This window comes from Anaerotignum sp., assembly GCF_031981185.1.
Lineage (GTDB): Bacteria > Bacillota > Clostridia > Lachnospirales > Anaerotignaceae > Chakrabartyella.
In genome coordinates this window covers 151245-174081 of record NZ_DALYUL010000001.1, presented here as the reverse complement: position 1 = coordinate 174081, position 22837 = coordinate 151245, and the positions used below count along the sequence as shown (strand labels likewise).

Annotated in this window: 23 protein-coding genes and 1 riboswitch; of the genes, 20 read left to right on the top strand and 3 right to left on the bottom strand. The window is 40.1% G+C overall.

The genetic code is table 11. The annotated features are described in order from the left end of the window. The 9 genes from ftsH to uraA all read left to right on the top strand — a co-directional run. A partial coding sequence (gene ftsH / locus RTK36_RS00795) for an ATP-dependent zinc metalloprotease FtsH (RefSeq protein ID WP_312043336.1) occupies positions 1-1289 on the top strand: 1289 nt, incomplete at its 5' end. A gap of 39 nt (positions 1290-1328) precedes the next feature. Then, positions 1329-1730, top strand: a complete 402-nt coding sequence (locus tag RTK36_RS00790; protein ID WP_256149258.1) for a thioesterase family protein — start codon at positions 1329-1331, stop codon at positions 1728-1730. A 287-nt stretch (positions 1731-2017) separates the two neighbouring features. After that, on the top strand, positions 2018-2998 hold the full coding sequence (locus RTK36_RS00785; RefSeq protein ID WP_312043334.1) for a biotin--[acetyl-CoA-carboxylase] ligase: 981 nt from the start codon (positions 2018-2020) through the stop codon (positions 2996-2998). Further along, complete coding sequence (locus RTK36_RS00780; RefSeq protein WP_312043332.1) at positions 2991-3341, top strand: DUF6145 family protein; 351 nt, start codon at positions 2991-2993, stop codon at positions 3339-3341. The genes RTK36_RS00785 and RTK36_RS00780 overlap by 8 nt, the downstream gene beginning before the upstream one ends. Before the next feature lie 232 nt (positions 3342-3573). Beyond that, complete coding sequence (locus RTK36_RS00775) at positions 3574-4218, top strand: ECF transporter S component (RefSeq protein ID WP_312043330.1); 645 nt, start codon at positions 3574-3576, stop codon at positions 4216-4218. 65 nt (positions 4219-4283) lie between these two features. Continuing rightward, entirely contained in the window at positions 4284-5081 is a 798-nt protein-coding gene (locus RTK36_RS00770; protein ID WP_312043328.1) for a type III pantothenate kinase, read from the top strand. Beyond that, on the top strand, positions 5072-5839 hold the full coding sequence (locus RTK36_RS00765; RefSeq protein WP_312043326.1) for a type III pantothenate kinase: 768 nt from the start codon (positions 5072-5074) through the stop codon (positions 5837-5839). Before RTK36_RS00770 ends, RTK36_RS00765 begins: the two co-directional genes overlap by 10 nt. A 382-nt stretch (positions 5840-6221) precedes the next feature. Then, positions 6222-7193: a tRNA dihydrouridine synthase DusB gene (gene dusB, locus RTK36_RS00760; protein ID WP_312043324.1), complete on the top strand. Its 972-nt coding sequence runs from the start codon at positions 6222-6224 to the stop codon at positions 7191-7193. Positions 7194-7769: 576 nt separating this feature from the next. After that, on the top strand, positions 7770-9026 hold the full coding sequence (uraA, locus tag RTK36_RS00755) for a uracil permease (RefSeq protein ID WP_312043322.1): 1257 nt from the start codon (positions 7770-7772) through the stop codon (positions 9024-9026). Between the two features lie 141 nt (positions 9027-9167). Here uraA and RTK36_RS00750 read toward each other — a convergent pair whose 3' ends face one another. Together RTK36_RS00750 and RTK36_RS00745 are read right to left on the bottom strand one after the other, a co-directional pair. Beyond that, on the bottom strand, positions 9168-9638 hold the full coding sequence (locus tag RTK36_RS00750; RefSeq protein ID WP_312043320.1) for a pyridoxamine 5'-phosphate oxidase family protein: 471 nt from the start codon (positions 9636-9638) through the stop codon (positions 9168-9170). Between the two features lie 134 nt (positions 9639-9772). Then, positions 9773-10219: an HD domain-containing protein gene (locus RTK36_RS00745; RefSeq protein ID WP_312043318.1), complete on the bottom strand. Its 447-nt coding sequence runs from the start codon at positions 10217-10219 to the stop codon at positions 9773-9775. 183 nt (positions 10220-10402) lie between these two features. Between RTK36_RS00745 and RTK36_RS00740 the strand changes: the two genes are divergently transcribed. The 5 genes from RTK36_RS00740 (at position 10403) to RTK36_RS00720 (ending at position 14708) form a co-directional block, all read left to right on the top strand. Then, entirely contained in the window at positions 10403-11170 is a 768-nt protein-coding gene (locus tag RTK36_RS00740) for an EFR1 family ferrodoxin (RefSeq protein ID WP_312043317.1), read from the top strand. 22 nt (positions 11171-11192) lie between these two features. Next, positions 11193-12677 (top strand): polysaccharide deacetylase family protein, encoded by a 1485-nt coding sequence (locus tag RTK36_RS00735; RefSeq protein WP_312043316.1) that lies wholly within the window; start codon positions 11193-11195, stop codon positions 12675-12677. Positions 12678-12840: 163 nt separating this feature from the next. Further along, a complete protein-coding gene (locus RTK36_RS00730) occupies positions 12841-13275 on the top strand; it encodes a MarR family winged helix-turn-helix transcriptional regulator (protein ID WP_312043315.1) in 435 nt (144 codons plus the stop codon). Continuing rightward, complete coding sequence (locus RTK36_RS00725; RefSeq protein ID WP_312043314.1) at positions 13259-14104, top strand: pirin family protein; 846 nt, start codon at positions 13259-13261, stop codon at positions 14102-14104. The genes RTK36_RS00730 and RTK36_RS00725 overlap by 17 nt, the downstream gene beginning before the upstream one ends. Positions 14105-14135: 31 nt before the next feature. Beyond that, a complete protein-coding gene (locus RTK36_RS00720; protein ID WP_312043312.1) occupies positions 14136-14708 on the top strand; it encodes a nitroreductase family protein in 573 nt (190 codons plus the stop codon). Positions 14709-15011: 303 nt separating this feature from the next. Here RTK36_RS00720 and RTK36_RS00715 read toward each other — a convergent pair whose 3' ends face one another. Beyond that, entirely contained in the window at positions 15012-15389 is a 378-nt protein-coding gene (locus tag RTK36_RS00715; RefSeq protein WP_312043310.1) for a metal-dependent transcriptional regulator, read from the bottom strand. Positions 15390-15838: 449 nt separating this feature from the next. On the opposite strand from RTK36_RS00715, the gene RTK36_RS00710 reads away from it, so the two are divergent. The 6 genes from RTK36_RS00710 to RTK36_RS00685 form a co-directional block, all read left to right on the top strand. Then, the gene (locus tag RTK36_RS00710; RefSeq protein ID WP_312043308.1) at positions 15839-16561 is read left to right on the top strand and encodes a DNA alkylation repair protein; all 723 of its coding nucleotides are present in this window, start codon (positions 15839-15841) and stop codon (positions 16559-16561) included. A gap of 15 nt (positions 16562-16576) precedes the next feature. Continuing rightward, positions 16577-17083, top strand: a complete 507-nt coding sequence (locus tag RTK36_RS00705; RefSeq protein ID WP_312043306.1) for a DNA-deoxyinosine glycosylase — start codon at positions 16577-16579, stop codon at positions 17081-17083. A gap of 98 nt (positions 17084-17181) precedes the next feature. Continuing rightward, a riboswitch (SAM riboswitch) is annotated at positions 17182-17286 on the top strand. Positions 17287-17439: 153 nt separating this feature from the next. Continuing rightward, positions 17440-18618 carry a methionine adenosyltransferase gene (metK, locus tag RTK36_RS00700; RefSeq protein ID WP_312043304.1) on the top strand — a complete coding sequence of 393 codons (1179 nt, stop codon included), beginning with the start codon at positions 17440-17442 and terminating at the stop codon, positions 18616-18618. A gap of 431 nt (positions 18619-19049) precedes the next feature. Next, positions 19050-21302 (top strand): SF1B family DNA helicase RecD2, encoded by a 2253-nt coding sequence (gene recD2, locus RTK36_RS00695; protein ID WP_312043301.1) that lies wholly within the window; start codon positions 19050-19052, stop codon positions 21300-21302. Beyond that, complete coding sequence (locus RTK36_RS00690; RefSeq protein ID WP_312043299.1) at positions 21299-22006, top strand: ComF family protein; 708 nt, start codon at positions 21299-21301, stop codon at positions 22004-22006. Before recD2 ends, RTK36_RS00690 begins: the two co-directional genes overlap by 4 nt. A 198-nt stretch (positions 22007-22204) precedes the next feature. Continuing rightward, a partial coding sequence (locus RTK36_RS00685; RefSeq protein WP_334308111.1) for a DUF1846 domain-containing protein occupies positions 22205-22837 on the top strand: 633 nt, incomplete at its 3' end.

Genomic DNA, 22837 nt, shown 5'->3' with positions numbered 1-22837 from the left:
TTCCCAAGGGTGTTCTTTTGGTAGGCCCTCCGGGAACAGGTAAAACGTTGCTTGCAAAAGCCGTTGCTGGTGAAGCAGGGGTTCCGTTCTTTAGTATTTCTGGTTCGGATTTTGTTGAAATGTTTGTTGGTGTGGGTGCGTCTCGTGTTCGTGATTTGTTTGATCAGGCAAAGAAGCATGCACCAAGTATTGTGTTTATTGATGAAATTGATGCCGTAGGTCGCCGCAGAGGTGCAGGTCTTGGTGGTGGGCATGATGAAAGGGAGCAAACCCTGAATCAGCTGTTAGTTGAGATGGACGGTTTTGGAATTAACGAAAGCGTTATTATCATAGCGGCAACCAACCGTTCCGATATTTTAGACCCAGCTCTTTTGCGTCCAGGTCGTTTTGATAGACAGGTTTATGTTGGCAGACCTGATGTAAAGGGCAGAGAAGCCATATTGCGAGTGCACTCTAAGGGGAAGATATTATCCCCTGAGGTTGATTTGAAGGTGGTTGCCCAGACAACAGCCGGTTTTACCGGTGCAGATTTGGCAAACCTTTTGAACGAGGCTGCGCTATTGACGGCAAGAGAGAATAAAACAGAAATTGATATGGAAGAGATCCAAAAAGCGTTGATTAAAATTGGCGTTGGAACGGAGAAAAAGACCAGAGTTATTTCTGAAAAGGAAAAATATATTACTGCGTATCATGAAAGTGGTCATGCAATTTTGTTTGAAGTTTTAAGCGAGCTTGATCCTGTGCATAGCATTTCCATTATCCCCACAGGTATGGCGGGTGGGTATACCATGCCTTTACCCGGCGAAGATAAAATGTATTATACAAAGCTGTTTATGGAACAAGAAATTATCAGTTTACTGGGTGGCCGTGCTGCTGAGTTCATCGTAATTAAAGATATTACCACAGGTGCTTCTAACGATATTGAACGGGCAACAGCAATGGCAAGAAATATGGTTACCAAATATGGCATGAGCGATATTTTGGGCCCGATTCAGTTTGGTGGCGAAGAGGGTAACGAAGTATTTATCGGCAGAGATTGGGGACATCAGCGTAATTACAGCGAGGCAATTGCTACCACCATTGATAAAGAAGTAAATCGTATTGTGACCCATGCTTATGAAGAGGCGATACGTATTTTGAAAGAAAATATTGAAGTTTTACATGCTTCCTCCAAGCTTCTTGTTGAAAAAGAAAAAGTGACAGGGGAAGAATTCCGCAAATTGTTTGATCAGGATGTGCGCAACGAGGTTTTAGGCATCACAAACGATGTAACAAAGGGGATTTACTGATTGATAAAACATAAGAGAAAATAGAGAGGAGTAAACGTAATGGAGTTTAACAATATTGTACCCGGCATTACCTTTGAGAGAGAATATTTCGTAGAGGAGGCAGATACAGCCACTGTATTTGGTAACGACAATGTTCCTGTTTTTGCATCCCCCAGGTTATTATCATGGATTGAAGGTACCTCTATTGGTGCAGTAAAACCATTTTTGCCTGAAGGTTGGGAAACTGTGGGTACTTCTTTTGACTTTAAACATATGGCGGCAACTCCTGTTGGCATGAAGGTTCGAGTTGTTGTTGAGGTAACAGAGGTAAACGGAAAACTTTTGACCTTCCAGATTAAGGCTTATGATGAAGTGGATAAAATTTGTGAAGGAACCCATGGTCGCGCAATCATTGATTTGAAGAAATTTATGAGTCGTGTAAATAGCAAGGCAAAAGGTTAAGATTAACTTAACGTTGAGTAGCAAAGTGCTGAGCTGAACCCTTTTTGGGTGTTTGAGAGGCAAATTCCTCAAGATTTTGACTTTGTCTTAAAGTTGGTATAGGACAAATAGATACGTTCCTGCGACCAGAAGGTCTCGAAACGCCCTATTTTCCTTGAATGAAAGCCTATTCTGCGGATTTCACTTGGAAACCCTTTCGTTTCCCAATCCCTCGATTTAAAAAATAGGTTTTTTGGACAGTAAAAGAGCGTCTCATAGGCGCTCTTTTTTTAGCGGAGGCTATGAATATGTATCGAATTTTAGAATTTTTACGTCAAGAAAAAGGATTTATTTCCGGTGAGGAAATTGGAAGAAAATTAGATATCAGTCGGGCGGCCGTTTGGAAAGGTATAAAAAAGCTAAGGGAAGAGGGCTATGTCATAGAGGCAGTTACCAATAAGGGGTATCGTTTGATATTACATGATACCATGTATAATGAAAATGAGATTGCCCAAGGACTGGCCGCAAAAAGACTGGGGCGCCCTGTATACTTTTTTAAGGAAACAGATACCACCAATAGTCGTTTGCGAGATATTGCAGCAGGGGGCGCACCCGAAGGTGCCATTGCCGTTGCGGAGCAAATGACTGCGGGCAGAGGCAGACGGGGGAGACATTGGGAAGCGCCGGCGGGTTCCGGTATTTGGATGAGCATTTTATTGCGCCCCAATATTTTTCCCTCCCAGGCATCGGTGTTGACCCTTTTAGCGGGGCTTGCCGTTTGTCAAGGCATTGAGGAAGAAACAGGCCTTACCCCTTCTATAAAATGGCCCAATGATATTATGCTAAACGGGAAAAAATTGGTTGGAATTTTGACAGAAATGGAGTGCGAGATGCAGCAGACCCATTTTGTGATTGTAGGTATTGGGATTAATGTCAATACCACAGAGTTTCCTGAAGGACTCATGGATGTGGCCACATCCCTATATTTAGAAAGTGGACGAACCTTTTCTAGGAAGAATATTTTGCAAAGAGTGTTGCTGAATTTTGAAAAGCTGTATCTAGAGCTTTTGGAATCTCATTGCAGTTTTGCCCCCTTCCTTGATAGGTACAAAGAAAAATGTGCTACTATTCATCAGGACGTTAAAGTTTTGGGGAAGGAAACCTTTTTTGCCCAAGCGGTAGACATCACGCCCGATGGGGAATTGGTTGTAATTAGAAAAGACAACGGAAAAAAAGAGGTGGTTTTTTCCGGAGAAGTATCAATCAGAGGAGGAAAGACCAGTGAATGATTTGATTTTGGCGGCGGCAAGCTATGAAAAGCAGAAATACTATTTGGAACCAAAATTTCAGGCACTTCCTGAAGCAATTCAAGAGGAGGTACGTATCATTTGCGTTACAACGGCACAAAAACTTGGCTGTACCTTTTTAATGGGGTTTCACGAGGACGGGGAAATCTACTTTGAAACGGTAAAGCAAGAGGATGATTTTAACTTTGATGAGATTGGCGCAGAATTGGAAATTAAGGAAATTCTCCGTACGCAAAAAGAGCTAATAGGCGCATTGAAAATATGGTATACAGTGTATTTTACAAAAGATGGGGAACAATTAAAGGATACTCTTTTGAAGCAGTAAAAAATGACAAAACATTGTACAAAAATTAACGAAAATCACAAAAATATATTGTAATTCTTTCATTAACTGATATAATGGTGCATGGTAACCTTTCTGGGATAAGCCATTAAAGATGTCATGGTAAACGCCAGATATACTTGAATGCTTGGAGAGCTTTGCCAAAATATAACCTAGTAATCTTATATCTTCCGCTAAGCGGGGCATAAGAGTGAGAATGAAAGGAGCAATTACAATGAGTGAACAAGTAATGGCAGTAAAAAGCGGAGGAAGGCTTTCCGTAAAGGATTTAACCACCACAGGGATGATGATAGGCATTATTTTGCTGATGTCCTTTACCCCTTTGGGATTTCTGCGAACGGCAGGGCTGGAGGTTTCTTTGATTACCATTCCCGTTGCCATTGGCGCAATGATTATCGGACCAAGAGCTGGATTACTTTTAGGCACAGTATTTGGTTTAACCAGCTTTTATCAATGCTTCGGAATGAGTCCTTTTGGGGCAGCACTTTTGGGGATTAACCCCTTTTTGACATTTCTTGTTTGTGTGCCTACAAGAGCCATCATGGGCTGGCTTACAGGTATATTATTTATCGCAGTTGAAAAGTTAGATCGTTCCAAAACGATTTGCTTTTTCCTAGGTGGTATCATTGCCGCAATATTAAATACAGTATTGTTTATGGGGGCGTTGATGCTCTTTTTCTGGAATACGGAATATATTCAGTCTATTAATGCTGGCGTAGGCAATTTGAGCATTTTTGCGTTTGTACTTACTTTTGTTGGTGTAAATGGTTTATTGGAAATGCCAGCAACTTGCATTGTGGGTGGTGTGGTTTCTAAAACGCTGAGAAAAGTATTATATAAAAAGATTCGATCAAACTAAGGGAAATCGCAAGGGTACGGGTTATCCCGTACCCTTTTAGGCTTTGGTTTTGAGGAGAGGGCAAAATGATATTAGTAATAGATGTAAGCAATACCAATACAATAATGGGCGTGTTTGATGGAGAAGCCCTTGTGGCTAATTGGAGATTATCCACGTTAAGCACCCGAACTTCTGATGAAACAGGAATACTCATCCGCTCTTTATTTCAGCATTCCGGCATTTCGGTAATGGAAATTGAAGCTGTGGTTGTTTCTTCTGTTGTTCCAAACGTGATGTATTCCCTGACAAACGGTATTCGCAAATATTTAAAGCGAGAAGCCATGATTGTTCGATCGGGGATGAAAACCGGAATTAACCTTCGCATGGAAAATCCCAAAGAGATGGGGACGGATCGTATTGTGAATCTGGTTGCGGCCTATGAGAGATATGGCGGCCCTGCCATTGTAATAGATTACAGTACGGCTACAACCTATGATGTGGTGAATGAAAACGGCGAGTTTGTAACGGGCATTACGGCGCCGGGGCTTCAAGTTTGTGCCGAGGCATTGTACCAAAAGGCAGCAAACTTGCCTAAGTTTGAAATTGTCGCCCCTGAAAGCATCATTACCAAAACAACGATTGAGAGTATGCAAGCAGGCCTTGTGATTAGTCATATCGGAGAAACCATTTATATGATTGAATGTATCCGTAAGGAATTGGGATTTCCCAAATTAAAGGTGATTGCCACAGGCGGTCTTGCAAGAATCGTTGATGAAAAGGAAGAGATATTTGATGTTTATGACCCTGTTCTTGCTCTGCATGGGTTGCGGCTCATTTACGAAAAGAACAAGAATAGGCGACAGGGGGAAAGCAAATGCTTTTAGTAATTGATGTAGGGAATACGAATTATGTTTTGGGAGTATATCATGGTGAAAAACTGGTGAAGTGCTGGCGTATGGCTACGGGCAGTAACAAAACCGCCGATGAGACAGGGATATTTTTGTACAATCTTTTTGAAGCATCAGGTTTTGACGTGAGTCGCATTGAAGCTGTAATTATTTCTTCTGTAGTGCCTGATATTATGTATTCTCTGACACAGGGAATTCGAAAATATTTTAATATTGAACCGATGATTGTGTCTGCCGGCATGAAAACGGGTATTGTTATCAAGCGAGACAACCCCAAAGCGGTAGGAGCAGACCGTATTGTAAATTTGGTTGCGGCAAATGAGATTTACGGTGGCCCAGCGGTAGTCATTGATTATGGTACTGCAAATACCTTTGATGTAATTAACGAAAAATCAGAGTTTATCACTGGCTTGATTACACCAGGCATTTCTATCTGTGCGGAGGCATTATATCAAAGAGCTGCACAGCTTCCAAAAATAGAAATCAAAAAGCCAAAATCCATCATTGTAAAGAATACTGTGGGAAGCATTCAAGCAGGGTTGGTTATTGGACACATTGGACAAACCAAATATATCATTCAACAATTAAGAGAGCAGCTTGATATACCCGATATGAAGGTAGTTGCAACAGGAGGATTAGCTAGAGTGATTGACCCCAATAAGGAAATATTCGACATTCTTGACCCTGTTTTGACGCTAAAGGGATTGAAAATTTTATATCAAAAAAACAAATAATGATAGGCTCCATCTGACTCAAGAACTGGAGTAACTATTTTAAAAACGGAAGGGACTGGGAAAAGAAGCAAAGTTATTTCTTTCCCGTTAAAAAAAGTCTTACTGACTTCTTCAAGCTTTTGATGGGGAGAATGGGGTCTCAGAACCTTGTGGTGACAGAAGCAACCGAATCGTTAGGGGGATATGAAAAAAGCTTAATTCATTAAGCTTTAATAGGGTGTCGAATTTATCGACACCCTAACACGGGCTTGCCCGTTTTTTTATTGCAAATAACATTGGGTGTTGTTTTGTGGATTATAACAAGGCCTCAGAAGAGTTTTTCTTGCATCAAATATAAATGTTTGGTATGATATTAAACCGAGAAGGATTTGAGGTGTTTATCATGAAAATTGGAAATGTAGAACTTATGAATAATGTCTTTTTGGCACCAATGGCAGGGGTGACAGATTTGCCCTTTCGCCTGCTTTGCAAGGAAATGGGTTGTGGCTTGGTCTATTCTGAAATGGTAAGCGCCAAAGGCATTTTATATGACAATAAAAATACAACGGAGCTATTAACTGTGGAAGAGGCAGAACGCCCCACGGCAATACAGCTTTTTGGTTCAGACCCCCAAATACTAGGGGAGATGGCACGAAAAATAGAGGAGTACCCTTTTGATATAATTGATGTTAATATGGGCTGTCCTGCCCCTAAAATTGTGAAAAACGGTGAGGGTAGTGCGCTGACAAAAGATCCCCTTCGGGTGGGAGAAATCGTAAAGGCGCTGGTTGAAGCACAGAAGAAACCGGTTACCATTAAATTTCGCAAGGGCTTTGATGATATGCATATTAATGCACCGGAGATTGCAAAAATAGCTGAGGCAAACGGGGCATCGGCGGTGGCAGTACATGGAAGAACCAGAGAGCAGTATTATAGCGGCAAGGCGGATTGGGATATTATTCGTCAGGTGAAGGATGCTGTGTCTATCCCTGTGATTGGAAATGGAGATGTATTCACGCCTGAGGATGCAAAAAGCGTAATTGAGCATACCGGTTGCGATGCCATTATGGTAGGGCGGGGCGCTCAAGGTAATCCTTGGATTTTCCAAAGAATTCTTCACTATCTCAAGACAGGAGAAATATTACCAGAACCAACTGCAAAGGAACGGGTGGAGAAGGCTTTACGCCATGGAAAAATGCTGATTGATTATAAAGGGGAATATGTGGGCGTCAGAGAAATGCGTAAGCATATGGCCTGGTATTTAAAAGGGTTGCCCGGTGCTGCGGAGTTTCGTGGAAAGCTAAATCATACGGAGAGTTTAGAGGAAATGGAAAGTCTGCTAAAGGATTATTTAAAGAAATTTGGAGAACAGTGACCTGCAACTTTATTAGAGACAAGAAGCAATATTGCCTATAAATATACATGGAAATGTTCGCAAAGTTCAGGACAAAAATAAAAGAACAGGTATATTTCTTATTAACTTATAAACGGTTGAACAAATTGAAAGGTTTCTCAAAGATATGTAGTTTAATGGTTTCAATAATGTGTCGCTTGGGCACAATTGGAAACATGTGACGAACTGTTTATTGGGAAGCCTTTTTTACAAAAGCAGGGGAGACCATTCCCTTGCATGTGCTCAGGAAGTTATCAAAAGATCTATAATTAGGTAAAATGCTTATTATTTCTAGGGGAAATGTAAATATTTGCTTATAAAGTTGTTGTAGAAATACCACGATATCTTTGCATTTTTTTCACCATTTTACAGCATATCGACAGTTTCGTATGTATTTCAACTCTTTTCATTGCAAGGGAAAAAAGAGAGTGCTATAATCTTTCAGGTGCTAAATTCTAGTTATTGGTTTCCGACCAATAATTTTTTTTGGGGTTTTGTACCGAAAGGTCATTATACTGTTATGATTCATTTCATTAATTACTAAAGGAGGTCATTATTTTGGAAAACCGTAAGATTATTCAAGTGGATGAAAAGGTACCTTTTTCACTTCTTGCACCCCTATCTTTACAGCATATGTTCGCTATGTTTGGTGCAACGGTGCTGGTTCCTTTCCTTTTTGGCATCAATTCATCAATTGTTCTTTTTATGAATGGTTTCGGCACACTACTCTTTATTTTCATTACAAAAGGTAAAGCCCCGGCTTATTTAGGATCCAGTTTTGCGTTCCTAGCACCGGGACTTTTGATTATAGAGAGATTTGGTTATGCTTATGCGCTAGGCGGCTTTGTAGCCGTTGGATTTTGTGGCTGTATTGTTGCCTTAATCATCAAAAAATTTGGTTCCGATTGGATTAATATTATCCTTCCTCCTGCGGCGATGGGCCCTGTGGTTGCCTTGATTGGTTTGGAATTGGCAGGCACCGCAGCGAATACAGCAGGACTTTTGGCGGAAGGCGGCCCCAATGGCGCAAATGTTACTGTATTCTTAGTTACTTTAGGTGTGGCTGTTTTCGGCTCTGTATTATTTCGTAAGTTTTTTGCGGTTATCCCCATCTTAATTGCCGTTATTTCCGGCTATATTACCTCCTATTTTGTAGGACTTGTGAATTTCGATGCTGTTGCTGAGGCGGCATGGTTTGCACTTCCCAATTTCTCTACTCCCAAGTTTAGTCCAGAGGCAATTTTAATTATGCTTCCTGCCCTTTTGGTTATCATTTCCGAACATATAGGCCATCAGATTGTGACAAGCAAAATTATTGGTAACGACTTATTAAAGGATCCTGGTTTACATCGGTCTTTATTTGCGGACAACTTCTCCACTATGCTGTCAGGGTTTATTGGTTCTGTGCCAACAACAACCTACGGCGAAAATATCGGTGTTATGGCAATTACCAAGGTGTATAGTGTTCGTGTTATTGCAGGGGCTGCAGTTCTTTCTATTATTTGCTCTTTCATTGGAAAGCTGACAATATTAATTGGCACAATACCTGGTGCGGTAATTGGAGGTATTTCTTTCTTGCTTTACGGTATGATTGGTACTTCAGGTTTGAGAATTCTTGTTGACTCCAAGGTTAATTATGATAAATCAAAGAATATTGCTTTAACATCTGTAATCTTCGTTGTTGGTTTATCCGGTATTTCAATTAATCTTGGTACAGTTGCATTAAGAGGGATGTCTCTTGCGGCTTTGGTTGCCATGGCATTAAGCTTACTTTTCTATGTTTTTGATAAAATGGGTATTTTGAACGACAATTAATTGCTGAGGGAAATTCATAAAAAGCTATGCATATTAAGTGCATATTTTCTGTAGAATTGCTCTGAAGTGATTGCATAGGTACAATAAAAAAGCGGTGGTTTTCTTTTAAGAAAGCCACCGTTTTTTTCATATTGTTTATGACTATCTACTATTTACTTTTCCTGAAATATGTTCAATATCAATGCGGCATACGCCGGTACGTTTTAGTCGGGGTTGGATGTGGTCAAGATGGTTTGCAAGCATATCAGGGCTGTAACGCTCACAAATCAATTTTAAAGCATACAATTTTTCGTCTTCGTCTTCAACTATATTGGCAGTTCCCTCTGCAACAGCACTTTCGTATCGAACTGTATAATTCTCCTGCTCAACATGGGCTTTACTGACGAAGCTCATGGAAACCTTGGGGTTGTCCTTTATATTTTCAAGCTTTCGTCCTTCTAATGCACAATGAAAATAAATGCAATTTTCATGCAAAATATGGCTGACAGCAATTGCATAGGGATATCCATCGGAACCTACTGTACATAGCATGCCATATTCGCTTTTTTGCATAATTTCTCTTGCCATATCTTTTGTAACCAATCTGTCTTTGCGGCGCATTTCTTTTCTCATAAAATCCCTCCTTGTCTCCATATCTTAACATAATACGTGTGTAAGTAAAGATAGTTTTCTAAGAAATTTTTAAGAGTAAAAATGCATGAAAGTGAATCATTCTGAAGTCGATGAAATCTAAAATTTTCAAGTTTTCAGATGTTATTCAAGACAGCTCTGTTTTTCTGGGCTTCCTCTAAAATTAGCTTGGCACGTAAATAGCGCTCCAATCTTTGAAAATCCTTAGGGGTTAAACCGGGTAGGCGGTTTAAGTCCATATTGTCAGCCAAATCAGAAAGTTTAACGGTTGTAGCCAAGAGGTTTTTTGAAACCTTTTGAATATGCTCCATATAGTTTTCTTCTGTTTTTCTAGTTAGGGTAACCACTGCATCAACAATTTCTTTTGAAAAGCCCTCCTTCACAAGATCGTCAGCAGTTAAGTCGCTATCTTCCAATGTGTCATGAAGCATAGCCACAATTTTTTCCTCTAAAGTATTACATCTAAGCATAACACGCACGGGATGTAAAATGTAAGGATTTCCGCCTTTATCAAGCTGGCCCATGTGAGCTGTAGCAGCAAGAATCATTGCTTTTTCAAGCATAATATGTCTCCTTTTTGTAATTTTCGTTAAAAAAAGTGTAACATATGGAGGAAAAGAAAACAATAAAACTAAGCATATAATGGAAAAAATCGTCAGCGAAATGTTACAAAATTTAATAAAATCTTCAATTACTTCTTATAAAAATATGTTATGATAAAACAAACAACAAAAGGGGGCAAAGAAATGATTTTTTATTTCACAGGAACAGGAAATTCCTATGCAGTTGCTCGTTTTTTTTCGGATCATTTAAATGAGGATCTGGTTGATATTGCTCAAGCCATGAAAAATAAAGAAACAGAGTTTCAATTTCGTGAGAATGAGAAGCTGGGATTTGTTTTTCCTGTGTATGCCTGGGCACCGCCTAAGATGGTTCTGGATTTTATAAAAAAGCTGGTGATTCATTGTGACAAGCAGCCTTATACCTATGGGATTTGTACATGTGGTGCAACGGCAGGGAACACCATGAATATTTTAAAGGATGCTTTAAGTCAAAAGGGGATGACCATGGATAGTGGCTATTCTGTGGTTATGCCAGATAACTTTGTGATTATGTTCAAGGTGGATACCTTGGCAAAACAGAATGCTTTTTTGCAAGAAGCGCAGAAAACCATGGAGCGAATTTTAGATTCGGTGATACAACAAAAAAGAAAATTTTATCGTGTAAAAAGGGGCAAAGTAAGCAGGCTTTTAACTGTATTGTTTAATCCGATTTTTCAGCGTTATGGAACAAAGACAAAGCCTTTTTACGCCAATGACGATTGTATCCACTGTGGCCTTTGCGAAAAAATATGTACAGACAATTGTATTCAATTAATCGATGGGATTCCTCAATGGACGAAGGCGCAATGCAATATGTGTTTGGCTTGCGTGAATCGATGTCCAAAGGGTGCAATTCAATATGGCAAAAAGACGAAAGATAAAGGACAGTATGTTCACCCTTGCTGGAAATAAAGTTTAGATGGGAGAATGAAAAATGAAGAGAAGAAAATGGACAATTTGCCTTTTGGCAATGGCGGTTGCCCTAGGGGTAAGTGGCTGTGGACGTGGAAATACTGTTGCGGCAGCCGAACCGCTGATGTTACAGGCCGGGCCGATACGACCTGTGGAACCCAAAAGGTCTCAACTTATTGGTGAGAAGGAATCGACAATTGAATATGCGGCTCCTCTTGCTTATGTTTTAACATATCCGCATTTGTCTAATGAAGCCATTGATAATCAGATTTTACAGTTTATTGATGAGCTAAAGACGGAGTTTGCACAGAAGTATGACCTGATGGATGAAAAGGAAAAAAAGAGACTATCTCAAGAAGACTGTAATTCCTTTTTATATTTGGATTATGATAGTTACATAGTCAGTGAAGATAAAATTTGTATTATTTTTTATGAAACACAAGAGATAGAGCAAAAAATTTCTCCCACAGAGGAGAAAACGAATACGGTAGAGCGTGTTCACATTTTCCATTTTAATACGAAAACAGGAGAACGAATTAGCGAGGATTCTTTGAGAAAAGATGGTTTTTTGGAAGCGATCTCTGCATATGTCATTCGCTATTTTACAGAGAATGAGCCTTACAAAGACAGAATTTTCGGTGACTATAGAAAAACCTTGGCACCGGATGCTGGACGTTTTAATCGCTTTGCCTTAAATGATGAAGGGGTGTTACTGTTCTTTGAACGTTATGATATTTTCCCGGGCAGCCTTGGAAGAGTGGAACTTTTGGTTCCATACAGCGAGCTGGCGGGTTTACTGAATGGAGTTGGCATAGAGGCCCCTCCTGTGGTGGAGGAGAAGGCCCCCGAGGTAGAGGAACCTACGGAAAAGGTTACACGGGTCATTGATCCCACCAAGCCTATGGTGGCGTTGACCTTTGATGATGGCCCCAAACCTGCATCAACGGAACGGATTTTGGATGCCTTGGAAAAATACAATGCCGTTGCCACATTTTTTGACTTAGGCAAATTAGTTGAGGCCTATCCTGATACGGTAAAAAGGGAACTGGCTTTGGGGTGCGAGGTTGGTAGTCATTCCTATTCCCACAAGAATTTTAATACCCTTTCTGCAGAGGCCATTAGTGAGGATGTAAAAAAGACGGCAGAGGCATTTCAAAATTCTGTGGGCTTTGAACCTACATTATTCCGACCTCCTTATGGCAATTGCAACGATACTGTGAAGAAACATATCCCTATGGCTATGGTGACTTGGTCCATAGATACACTGGATTGGAAAACAAAAAGCCCGGATGCGATTATGAAAGTAATTCGCAGCGAAGGAGACTTAGATGGAAAGGTTATTTTAATGCATGGGATTTATGAGACCAGTGCTGAGGCCACAGAAAAACTTGTGCCCTATTTGATAAAACAGGGATATCAGCTGGTAACAGTTTCGGAAATGGCTGAGTATCGCCATGACGGGAAGCTAGAGGACGGGAAGCTCTATGGGTATTCCTATTTTCAATAAGTAGTTCATATAAAAAATATGTGTAAAGTAGCCGCCGTAAGGGGGCTACTTTTTTATATAAATGGATAATTTTTATAAAAAACGAGATAAATATAAAAAAGCATTGCAAATTATCTCTATATAGAGTAATATATATCTACATAGAGATATTAGAGGTGAGGAAATGGCAAAAGTAGAGTTGAAAATCTTAATCGGTCTTCATCGGGCAATTAACTATATTGACCGCCAATCCGCTAAGATTTTCACAGAGTATAAGCTTTCCATGGGTCAGTTTGCCGTGTTGGAGGCTTTATATCACAAAGGTGATGCAACGATTGGTGAAATTCAAGAGAGAATATTGAGTTCCAGTGGAACCATGCCTCTTATTATAAATAATCTTGAAAAAAGGGGTTACCTTATTCGGGAAACAGACAGGAAGGATAAAAGACGATGCATCCTTCATATTACCCCCCGAGGAGAGGAACTCATTGGAGAGGTTTATCCAAGAAATGAAGCAAGAATTATTGAGACGATGTCCCTCTGGACGGAAGGGGAAAAGGAACAATTGGCCACTTTATTAAAAAAGTTTGGAGATGAGATCAATGGAGAGAAAAATTAAGAGTCAGGTTACAGGATTTAGAACCCAGGATGGAGCTGGGGTGAAGCTGGTTCGTGTTTTGGGTTTAGAAACAACAGAGGAATATGACCCTATTTTGATGTTAGATTCCTTTGACAGTATAAATCCCCAGGATTATATTGCCGGATTCCCTATGCATCCCCATAGAGGAATTGAGACCATCAGCTATATATATCGCGGGAAGATGGTGCATAAAGACAGTTTAGGAAATGAAGATTCCATTTCTGATGGAGAGGTTCAGTGGATGACGGCAGGCTCAGGAATTTTGCATGAAGAAAGACTGCCGGCATCGGAAAGAATGCTTGGTGTGCAGTTATGGCTGAACCTACCTGCCAAGGATAAAATGACAACACCTGCCTACCAAAGCATTAAGAATCATGAGATTGAAGAATTTTCCATCGAGAATGGAAAGCTAAGACTTCTTGCAGGGCAGTACAAAGGTAAACAAGGTTTCAGTAGTGGTTATTTACCTTTAGATTATTATGATATTCATCTTTCTCCCAATGCTTCTGTATCCATCGATACAGAAACAGACTGCTCGGTTTTGATTTTTACATTGGTGGGAGAAGTTACGATAGGTGGGGAGCTGGTGAAGGAGAAGACAGCGGCAAAGCTTACTTCTGGAGAATACGTGGAAATAAAAAACACCGAAAAAGACGCCCAAGTACTATTTATCAGTTCAAAGGCGTTGGAAGAACCCATCGCTTGGGGTGGCCCTATTGTAATGAATACAAAGGATGAATTACAAAAAGCATTTGCACAATTACGGCAAGGTACTTTCTTGCAACAAGAAATGAAATATGACAAATAATAAGATTTTAGAAAACCAAGGAGGAATGGATATGAGTATGATACAAGCATTGGAAAAAAGAAGAAGTTATTACAACATCAATAAAAAACTTCCCGTTGATAGTGGACAGGTGATTCAAACAATTGAAACTTTGACAGAGCTGGTACCCGATGCGTTTAATATGAAAAGTTCTCGTGTGGTGGTTGCCTTAGAAGAAAAACAGAATTTATTATGGGATACAATCTATGATGTTTTTGAAGGAAAGGTTCCCAGAGAAAAAATTGATAGTTTTAAAGCAGGCGCCGGAACAATCCTTTATTTTTACGACCAAGACGTGGTAAAAGGTCTTCAGGAGAAATTTCCTTTGTATGCAGCAAATTTCCCAGCATGGGCAATGCAAGCCAGCGCAATGCTTCAAATCAGTATTTGGAGTGAATTAAGGGAGATGGGAATTGGTGCATCTTTACAGCATTATAATCCTGTGATTGACCAAAAAATGCATGAACTGTTTGACTTGCCTGAAAGTTATTTATTGATTGCTCAGATGCCTTTTGGTGGTATTGGTGAGGAGCCTGCACCGAAAGAAAAAGAAGATATTTCTAAAAGAGTGAAAATAGTGAAATAAAGATATCTTGAAACGAAAAATGCCCAATCCTAACCTGTTGGATTGGGCATTTTTCGTATATCTAACGCTTATTTCTAATCCTTTTGTTCTCGATAAGACTTCTATTTGTGCCTATGATAGCCTGAGAAAGCTCAAAGGAGTGAAAAGGAACATTTTCCAAGGGATATTGGATCCCATTAGAGGGTGAAATAAAAGTCTGATGGGCTAAAATTGGCGTGAACAATAGAGGATGCCAATGTTTTTGGCACCCTCTACATCTATTGGTCTCCCATATTCTTTTCATTTGGGTTTGATTTGAATTACCTATTTGTTTATGTGTTTTGGTTTTAGGTAATTCTTTAGGCAGACAAAGGTTTCCTCGCTGATTACATGCTCAATGCGGCAGGCATCATCTAATGCGGTTTCTTTTGAAACCCCCAAAGATATCAGTAATTCGGAAATGACACAATGTCTGGCATAGGTGCCCATGGCAACTTGTTTACCTTTTTCTGTTAACCTAATGCTGCCCCGCTCTTCCATTTCAATATAACCGCTTGATTTCAATTTTTTCATAGCGTTACTGATACTGGGCTTGCTAAAACCTAGGGCGGTAGCGATATCGATTGAGCGTACATAGCCTGTTTGCTTTTCCAACACATAAATTGTTTCTAGATAGTCTTCCATTGATTCTTGAACTTTCAAATGGATCCCCTCCCTAAGCTGTTTTTTATTATGGTAACAAAAAAAAAGAAAATTGACAATGGTTTTAGTGAATTCACCTAATTAATGTAAAAATTTTTTAATTTGAAAAATTTTTCATTGACAAGAAGGGAAAAATGATGCAATATAAATGTGTGGCTACGACTAGGGCGTCGCAAGACAATAATATGTTTTGACGCCTTTTTTAGATAGTTTGCCGTTTTTGGCAAAAATTGGTTTGCTTGTTTCTGTAGTTTGATGCTTTCTCCTAACGTCAAACTATTTTGAATCAAACTTTTCATCTCTTCTTGTTGTTGCCTTACCGAATATAGCGAAAACGCCCCCCAATTGTTTTCGTTATATGGCAATGACGACCCTTAAGGACAAGCGGCTTTCTCCCACAAGAAAGCCGCTTGTTCTTTGTATAAAAAATAAAAGCAAAGGGTGGTTTTATGACGGAGACAAAATGGTCAGCTGACGATTATAATATGTTTTACAAGGAGCTATTGGTTTTGCAGGATGAAAAGTACCGTTTGTTTCATGAAAAACTTCTGCGTACTGCTTTGCCTGTTATAGGAATACGTTCACCTCTTTTACGTCAAAAAGCAAAGGAAGTGGCAAAAGAGGCTGGAAGGAATTTTTTTGGCACCTGTGGGAAGAATACTTATGAAGAACGTATGTTATACGGACTGGTGGCAACGGAAATTCCCATGGAGTTTGAGGAGTTTTCGGGTTATTGTGATACCTTTGCATACGAATTTGTGGAAAACTGGGCTCATTGTGATGGGTTTTGTGCTTCTTTAAAGAAGATTGCCAGAAAAAATGAAGAAGATTTGTTTACCCATGCAAAGGGATATCTTTTGGCAGAAAATCCTTGGGTTGTAAGGGTAGGGCTGATTATTATGCTGAATTATTATTTAAAAGAGCCTTACTTCTGGAAGGTTTTACAATTAACAGATGGTGTGACCTCTGATTTCTATTATATAGAGATGGCACAGGCTTGGTTATTGGCAACGGCTTGGGCCAAAAATCCGGAAATGGTACGGGCGTATCTGAAAAATACAAAACTTTCTATTTCGGTTAAGACAAAATTTGTGCAGAAGGCGTGCGAGTCTTTTCGGGTTTCTTCTGAGGATAAGGTCTGGTTACGGGAATGGAAAAAAGCACAGGTGTAAAAGGGAGGCGGTCAAATGAAGGAAATTCCTTGGGAACGGGTAACCCAGAAATTTTTACCCGTTTGCAATCAAAACAGTAAGGTACTCATCCTTGGTACCGCACCATCTTTGAAGTCTCGGGAAAATCAATTTTATTATGGCCATCCTCAAAACCGCTTTTGGAAGGTTTTGGCGGGGGTAACAGGAGTTGCCGTTCCCCAAAACAATGAAGAAAAAAAAGCTTTTTTATTAGCTCAAGGTATTGCTCTTTATGATGTGATTGGGAGTTGCGATATTCAGGGAAGCAGCGATAGTTCCATACGCAACGTTGTACCTACCGATTTAAGCTCGATTTTCCAAACAACGGGGAAGATTCCCATATTTGGTAATGGAGGAACCGCTTTTCGTCTATATCAGAAGCATCAGCAGAAAATAACTGGGATTCCCATGGTTCAATTACCCTCCACCAGTCCAGCCAACGCGGTATGGAATTTGGACCGATTAATTGAAGCTTGGGGCAAGGAATTAAAGGTATATCTGTAATTTCATATGAAATTGATAGGTAATTCATTTTTATGGGCTATTCATATTGACAGATGATAAAAAGGATGCTATAATCCGGATTACATAAGTGAATAGAGAACTTATCAAGAGTGGTTGAGGGACAGGGCCCTATGACACCCGGCAACCGGCGTTTCCGCGCATCGGTGCCAATTCCCCCGTTTGGTTCAAACGGAAGATGAGAATGTAATCACAAACCCTGTTTAGGGTTTTTTTTATACCAAAAATTTGGTTTAAGGCATGCAGCTTTTGTTGAACGATTGTCTGTATAGCCAAGCATCTCTCCCTGCACTCTATTCACGAAGACAATTATTTATATTTTACAGGAGGGAATAAAAATGAGCAGAAGATTATTTACATCCGAATCAGTTACGGAAGGGCATCCCGATAAAATTTGTGATCAGATTTCCGATGGTGTTTTGGATACACTATTGGCGAAGGATCCCAATGCCAGAGTTGCCTGTGAAACAGCAACAACAACAGGTATTGTTTTTGTAATGGGAGAAATCACCACAAGTGCATATGTTGACGTAGAGAAAATTGTTCGTGAAACTTTGAATGAAATCGGTTATAACCGTGCAAAATTTGGTTTTGACAGTGAAACCTGTGCTGTTGTTACTTCTATCCATGGTCAATCCCCTGATATTGCAATGGGTGTTGATAAGGCTTTGGAGCAAAAAACAGGAGAAGATGACAGCGAATTTGATACAGGTGCCGGTGATCAGGGCATGATGTTCGGTTTTGCTTGTGATGAAACAGAGGAATTAATGCCTTTGCCCATCTCTTTGGCACATAAGCTGACAAGAAGATTAACAGAGGTAAGAAAAAACGGAACTTTGAGCTATTTGCGCCCCGATGGAAAATCTCAGGTTACCGTGGAATACATTGATGATAAGCCAGCCAGAGTAGATACTGTGGTTATTTCCTCTCAGCATGACCCTGACGCAACCAACGAGCAGATTCGTAAGGACATTATTGCTCACGTTGTGAAGAAGGTAATTCCTGCAGAGCTTTTGGATGAAAATACAAAATACTATATTAACCCTACAGGTCGTTTTGTAATTGGTGGGCCTATGGGTGATAGCGGTTTAACAGGCAGAAAAATCATTGTGGATACCTACGGCGGTTATGCTGCCCACGGCGGTGGTGCATTCAGCGGTAAGGATCCCACAAAGGTAGACCGTTCAGCTTGCTATGCAGCGAGACATGTGGCAAAAAATATTGTTGCCAGTGGTATTGCGAAAAAGTGCGAAGTTCAGCTTGCTTATGCAATCGGCGTTGCGAAGCCCGTATCGATTCTTGTAAACACCTACGGAACAGGTAAAATTTCCGATGAAGAAATTACTGAAATCGTACACAAAAACTTTGATTTGCGTCCAGCAGCGATCATCAAAAATTTTGATTTGAAAAGACCTATCTTTAAGCAGGTAGCGGCTTATGGCCATTTTGGACGTACTGATTTAGACCTTCCTTGGGAACAATTGGATAAGGTTCAGGTTTTCAAAGATAAGTTTTAATAATGAAGTGAAAGAATTTAAATAGATTATTTTAAAGGGTGCTGACAGAATCGGCATCCTTTTTTATGGAAAAATGTAGGAACGAGAGTTCCCTTTTTATTTTTGTTGTGATATACTAAAAGATATTTGTTAAATTTTTTCTATCACAGAAAAAAGGATTTGAGGACTTAGGAATTGAAATGAATTATCGAATGAAAATACTTTGCAAAGCAATATAAAATTGATTTAAGAGTTTAAATGGGAAGTTTAAGCTCATTAATGAAAAAGTAGATAAAAATAGAAAGTAGATTGGGTTAGGCATTTTAATTCTGTTTATGTCAGGAAAGGGACAAGTTTCAGCTTTTGCACAGCAAAAGTGCTTAAATACACTTATGGGGCTCGGGGCGTTTCTCTCAAACCTGAACTTCATTTCATAGAAAGGAGGGGTGTGCATGGAGGATGTTCTTTTAAAGGGTGAGGTTGGAGATATTATTTTTCAAAACAAAGAAAATGGATATACAGTGTTTACAATGGAAATACAGGAGGAAGAAATCACCTGTGTTGGCGTTGTTCCGCTAATTCATTCGGGAGAAAGTCTTTCTGTAAGAGGAAATTGGAGCAATCATCCAGTTTATGGAAAACAATTACAGGTTCAATTTTACGAAAAATTCATGCCCACCTCTCAAAGTGGTATGGAGAAATATTTGTCCTCAGGATTAATCAAAGGGTTGGGGCCAAAAACGTCAAGGAAAATCGTTGAACGCTTTGGGGATGCCGCTTTTTATGTGATTGAGGAAAAACCCGATATGCTGACAGAAATAAAGGGAATTACCCACGAAAAAGCACAGCGGATTTCTGAAATATTCAGAGAACAGCATGAATTACGTAAGGTTATGATGTTTTTACAGGGCTTTGAGGTTTCCCCAGCCTATACCATGCGGATTTACAAACGGTATAAAGGCAGAACTTTTGATATTGTGAAAACAAATCCCTATCGTTTGGCAGATGATATTTTTGGAATCGGCTTTAAAATGGCGGATAAAATGGCGGCAAATGCAGGAATTGCCGAGGATAATCCCAACCGAATTAAGGCTGCGGTGAAATATGTTTTGAATCAGGCAGCGTCAAATGGGGATTGCTTTTTGCCAAAAGATAGGCTGATTACAGAGTCTGTAGAGTTGCTAGAACTGCATCCGTTAGCGGTCGAAAATGCCATCAGGGAGTTACAGGTGGAAAGCCAAATTTGGCAGGAAAATTTGGAAGGGTTAGACGTTGTTTATCTCAATTTTTATTATTATGCTGAAATGGCGGTGGCAAAGCGCTTCATTGAGCTATCCATGGATTGTGAGGAAACAGAGCCCGAAATTCTAGAGAGACAAATTAGCCAAATGGAAAAAGAGACGGGTGTGCAGTTGGCACCGGAGCAACGACAGGCCGTTCAGGAGGCAATGAGTGGAGGTGTTTTGATTATAACCGGAGGCCCAGGTACAGGAAAGACCACAACGATAAACACCATACTGCGTTTATTGGAAAAGGAAGAAAAGGAAGTGGTTCTTGCTGCACCCACAGGTCGTGCTGCAAAGCGGATGACCGATGCAACGGGGGTTGAGGCAAAAACAATTCACAGGCTGTTAGGCACAACTTTTGTCAGCGATGATAATAGAAGGCAGGTTTTTGATAAAAACGAGGATGATCCTATTGAAGCGGATGTGTTAATTATTGATGAAACCTCTATGGTGGATTTGCACTTGATGCACGCACTTCTTCGGGCTATAGAAAATGGCACATCGGTTATTTTTGTGGGGGATATGGATCAGCTTCCATCTGTTGGCGCGGGGAATGTATTAAAGGATATGATTCGCAGTGAGCGTTTGCGGGTGGTTCGCTTACAGCATGTATTTCGTCAAGCTCAGGAAAGTGCAATTATTATGAATGCCCATCGTATCAACCAAGGAGAAGAGCCTGCTTTGAACGAAGGGGGCACGGATTTCTTTTTTATGCGCCGTGCTTATGGTCAGGAGGTTTTATCAACAGTGCAGGAGTTGGTGAAAAGTCGCTTGCCCAAATACACAGGGCATGATGGTTTGGCGGATATGCAGGTGCTAACGCCTATGCGCAAAGGCCTGCTTGGCGTACAAAGTCTAAATCAGGTATTACAGCACACGTTAAACCCGCCATCCCTTGACAAAAAAGAAAAAGAATTTCGCCAGACCACCTTCCGTGAGGGAGATAAGGTGATGCAGATTAAAAACAATTATAACATTGTTTGGCGTTGCTTTAGCTGTAAAGGTAAGCGAATGGATGAAGGATTAGGGGTCTATAACGGAGATGCGGGACGAATCCTAAAAATTGATGAGGAAAATGAAATGGTGCGAGTTTCCTATGATGACGGAAAGGTAGTTGACTATGACTTTACCCAACTGGAGGAACTGGAGCTTGCCTACGCCATAACCATTCACAAATCTCAGGGGAGTGAATACCCTGTGGTGATTTTGCCCGTTTACAGTGGGCCGCCCATGCTGATGACCAGAAATTTGCTTTATACCGCAGTGACCCGAGCCAAAGAACTGGTGGTACTTGTAGGTCTTCGAGAAACGGTAAACAGCATGATAGCAAATAATCGGGAGGTTGGTCGATATACAGCATTGGCTGAACGCATACGAAATCTATATGATTTTATGAATGAGCAGGAGGTACAGCCATGAGAGACTTTATGCAAGGGGTTTTGAATGTGCTGTATCCTCCTTATTGTGTTTTATGTGGACAATTGCTGCCTATGGAAGAATGGAAAGTGGGTCTTTGCAAATGTTGCGTGGAAAGCATTCCATATTTGAAGGGGAATCGATGTAGATTTTGCGGAAGAGAATTGGAATGTGGGGAAATATGTCATTCTTGCTTGGAGAACAGACCCGTATTTGAACGAGGTGTTTCTGCTTTTGATTACGAAATTTTACGAGATGGAATAGCTCGGTTTAAATTTGATGGTTCAAGGGAGGACGGAAAAGTATTTGGCCGTTTGATGGCAGATTTTTTCCTTTCCTACCATGAGGACTGGATCCATGAGATTGATTTTATAACAGGCGTTCCCTTACATGGGCATAAACAAAAAGAACGAGGATTTAATCAAGCAGAAATTCTTTGTCAAAGCATCAGCCTCCATACAGGCATTCCTTATCAAAAGGATATTCTCATCAGAACCAAAGAGACCACTCCCCAGAGTAAGCTTTCTGCGAAAGAAAGGCAAAAAAATATTAAAAATGTTTTTAACGCTCATAATTGTTCTGACAAATGTATCCTTTTGGTAGATGATATTTTGACTACAGGAGCAACACTGAATGAATGCAGTCGTGCTTTATATCGGGAGGGAGCGAAAAAAGTAGAGGTATTTTGTCTTTCCGTAACAGAGTAAAAGATTTATTTCATGAAAAATTGGGCGTGTGATTTTAATGGGATTGTACATAATAAAGCAAGTAGTCGTGAAGGGAATTTTTGTGGATTAAAATATTTTGTTGAATGCTAAATTATATTTGTATTGTAGTGAAAAAAATAGTATAATTGAATACCGTAGTGAAAAAAATGGACGAGAAATACGGGGGATCATGCAATGGTGCAGATAGGTTTTGATAATGAAAAATATTTAAAAATGCAGTCAGAAAGAATTAAAGAACGGATTGGGCAGTTTGGCGGAAAACTGTATCTAGAGTTTGGCGGAAAGCTGTTTGACGATTATCATGCTTCCCGTGTACTTCCCGGTTTTAAGCCGGACAGCAAGGTAAATATGTTGTTGCAGTTGAAGGATGATGCAGAAATTGTTATTGTAATCAACGCAGGAGATATTGAAAAGAATAAAATTCGTGGTGATTTGGGAATTACCTATGATATGGATGTATTGCGCCTGATTGATGCCTTCCGTGGTTATGGTTTATATGTAGGCAGTGTTGTTTTGGCACAGTTTAATGGACAAGCTGCGGCAATGGCTTATGAAAAGAAGCTGGAAGCATTGGGTCTTAAGGTTTATAAGCATTATCCCATTGCTGGGTATCCAGCAAACATTCCTTTGATTGTAAGTGATGAGGGATATGGTAAAAATGATTATATTGAAACAGAGCGGTCTTTGGTAGTGATTACAGCACCTGGGCCCGGCAGTGGAAAAATGGCAACTTGCTTATCCCAATTGTTTCATGAGCATAAAAGAGGGATTAAGGCAGGATACGCAAAGTTTGAAACCTTCCCCATTTGG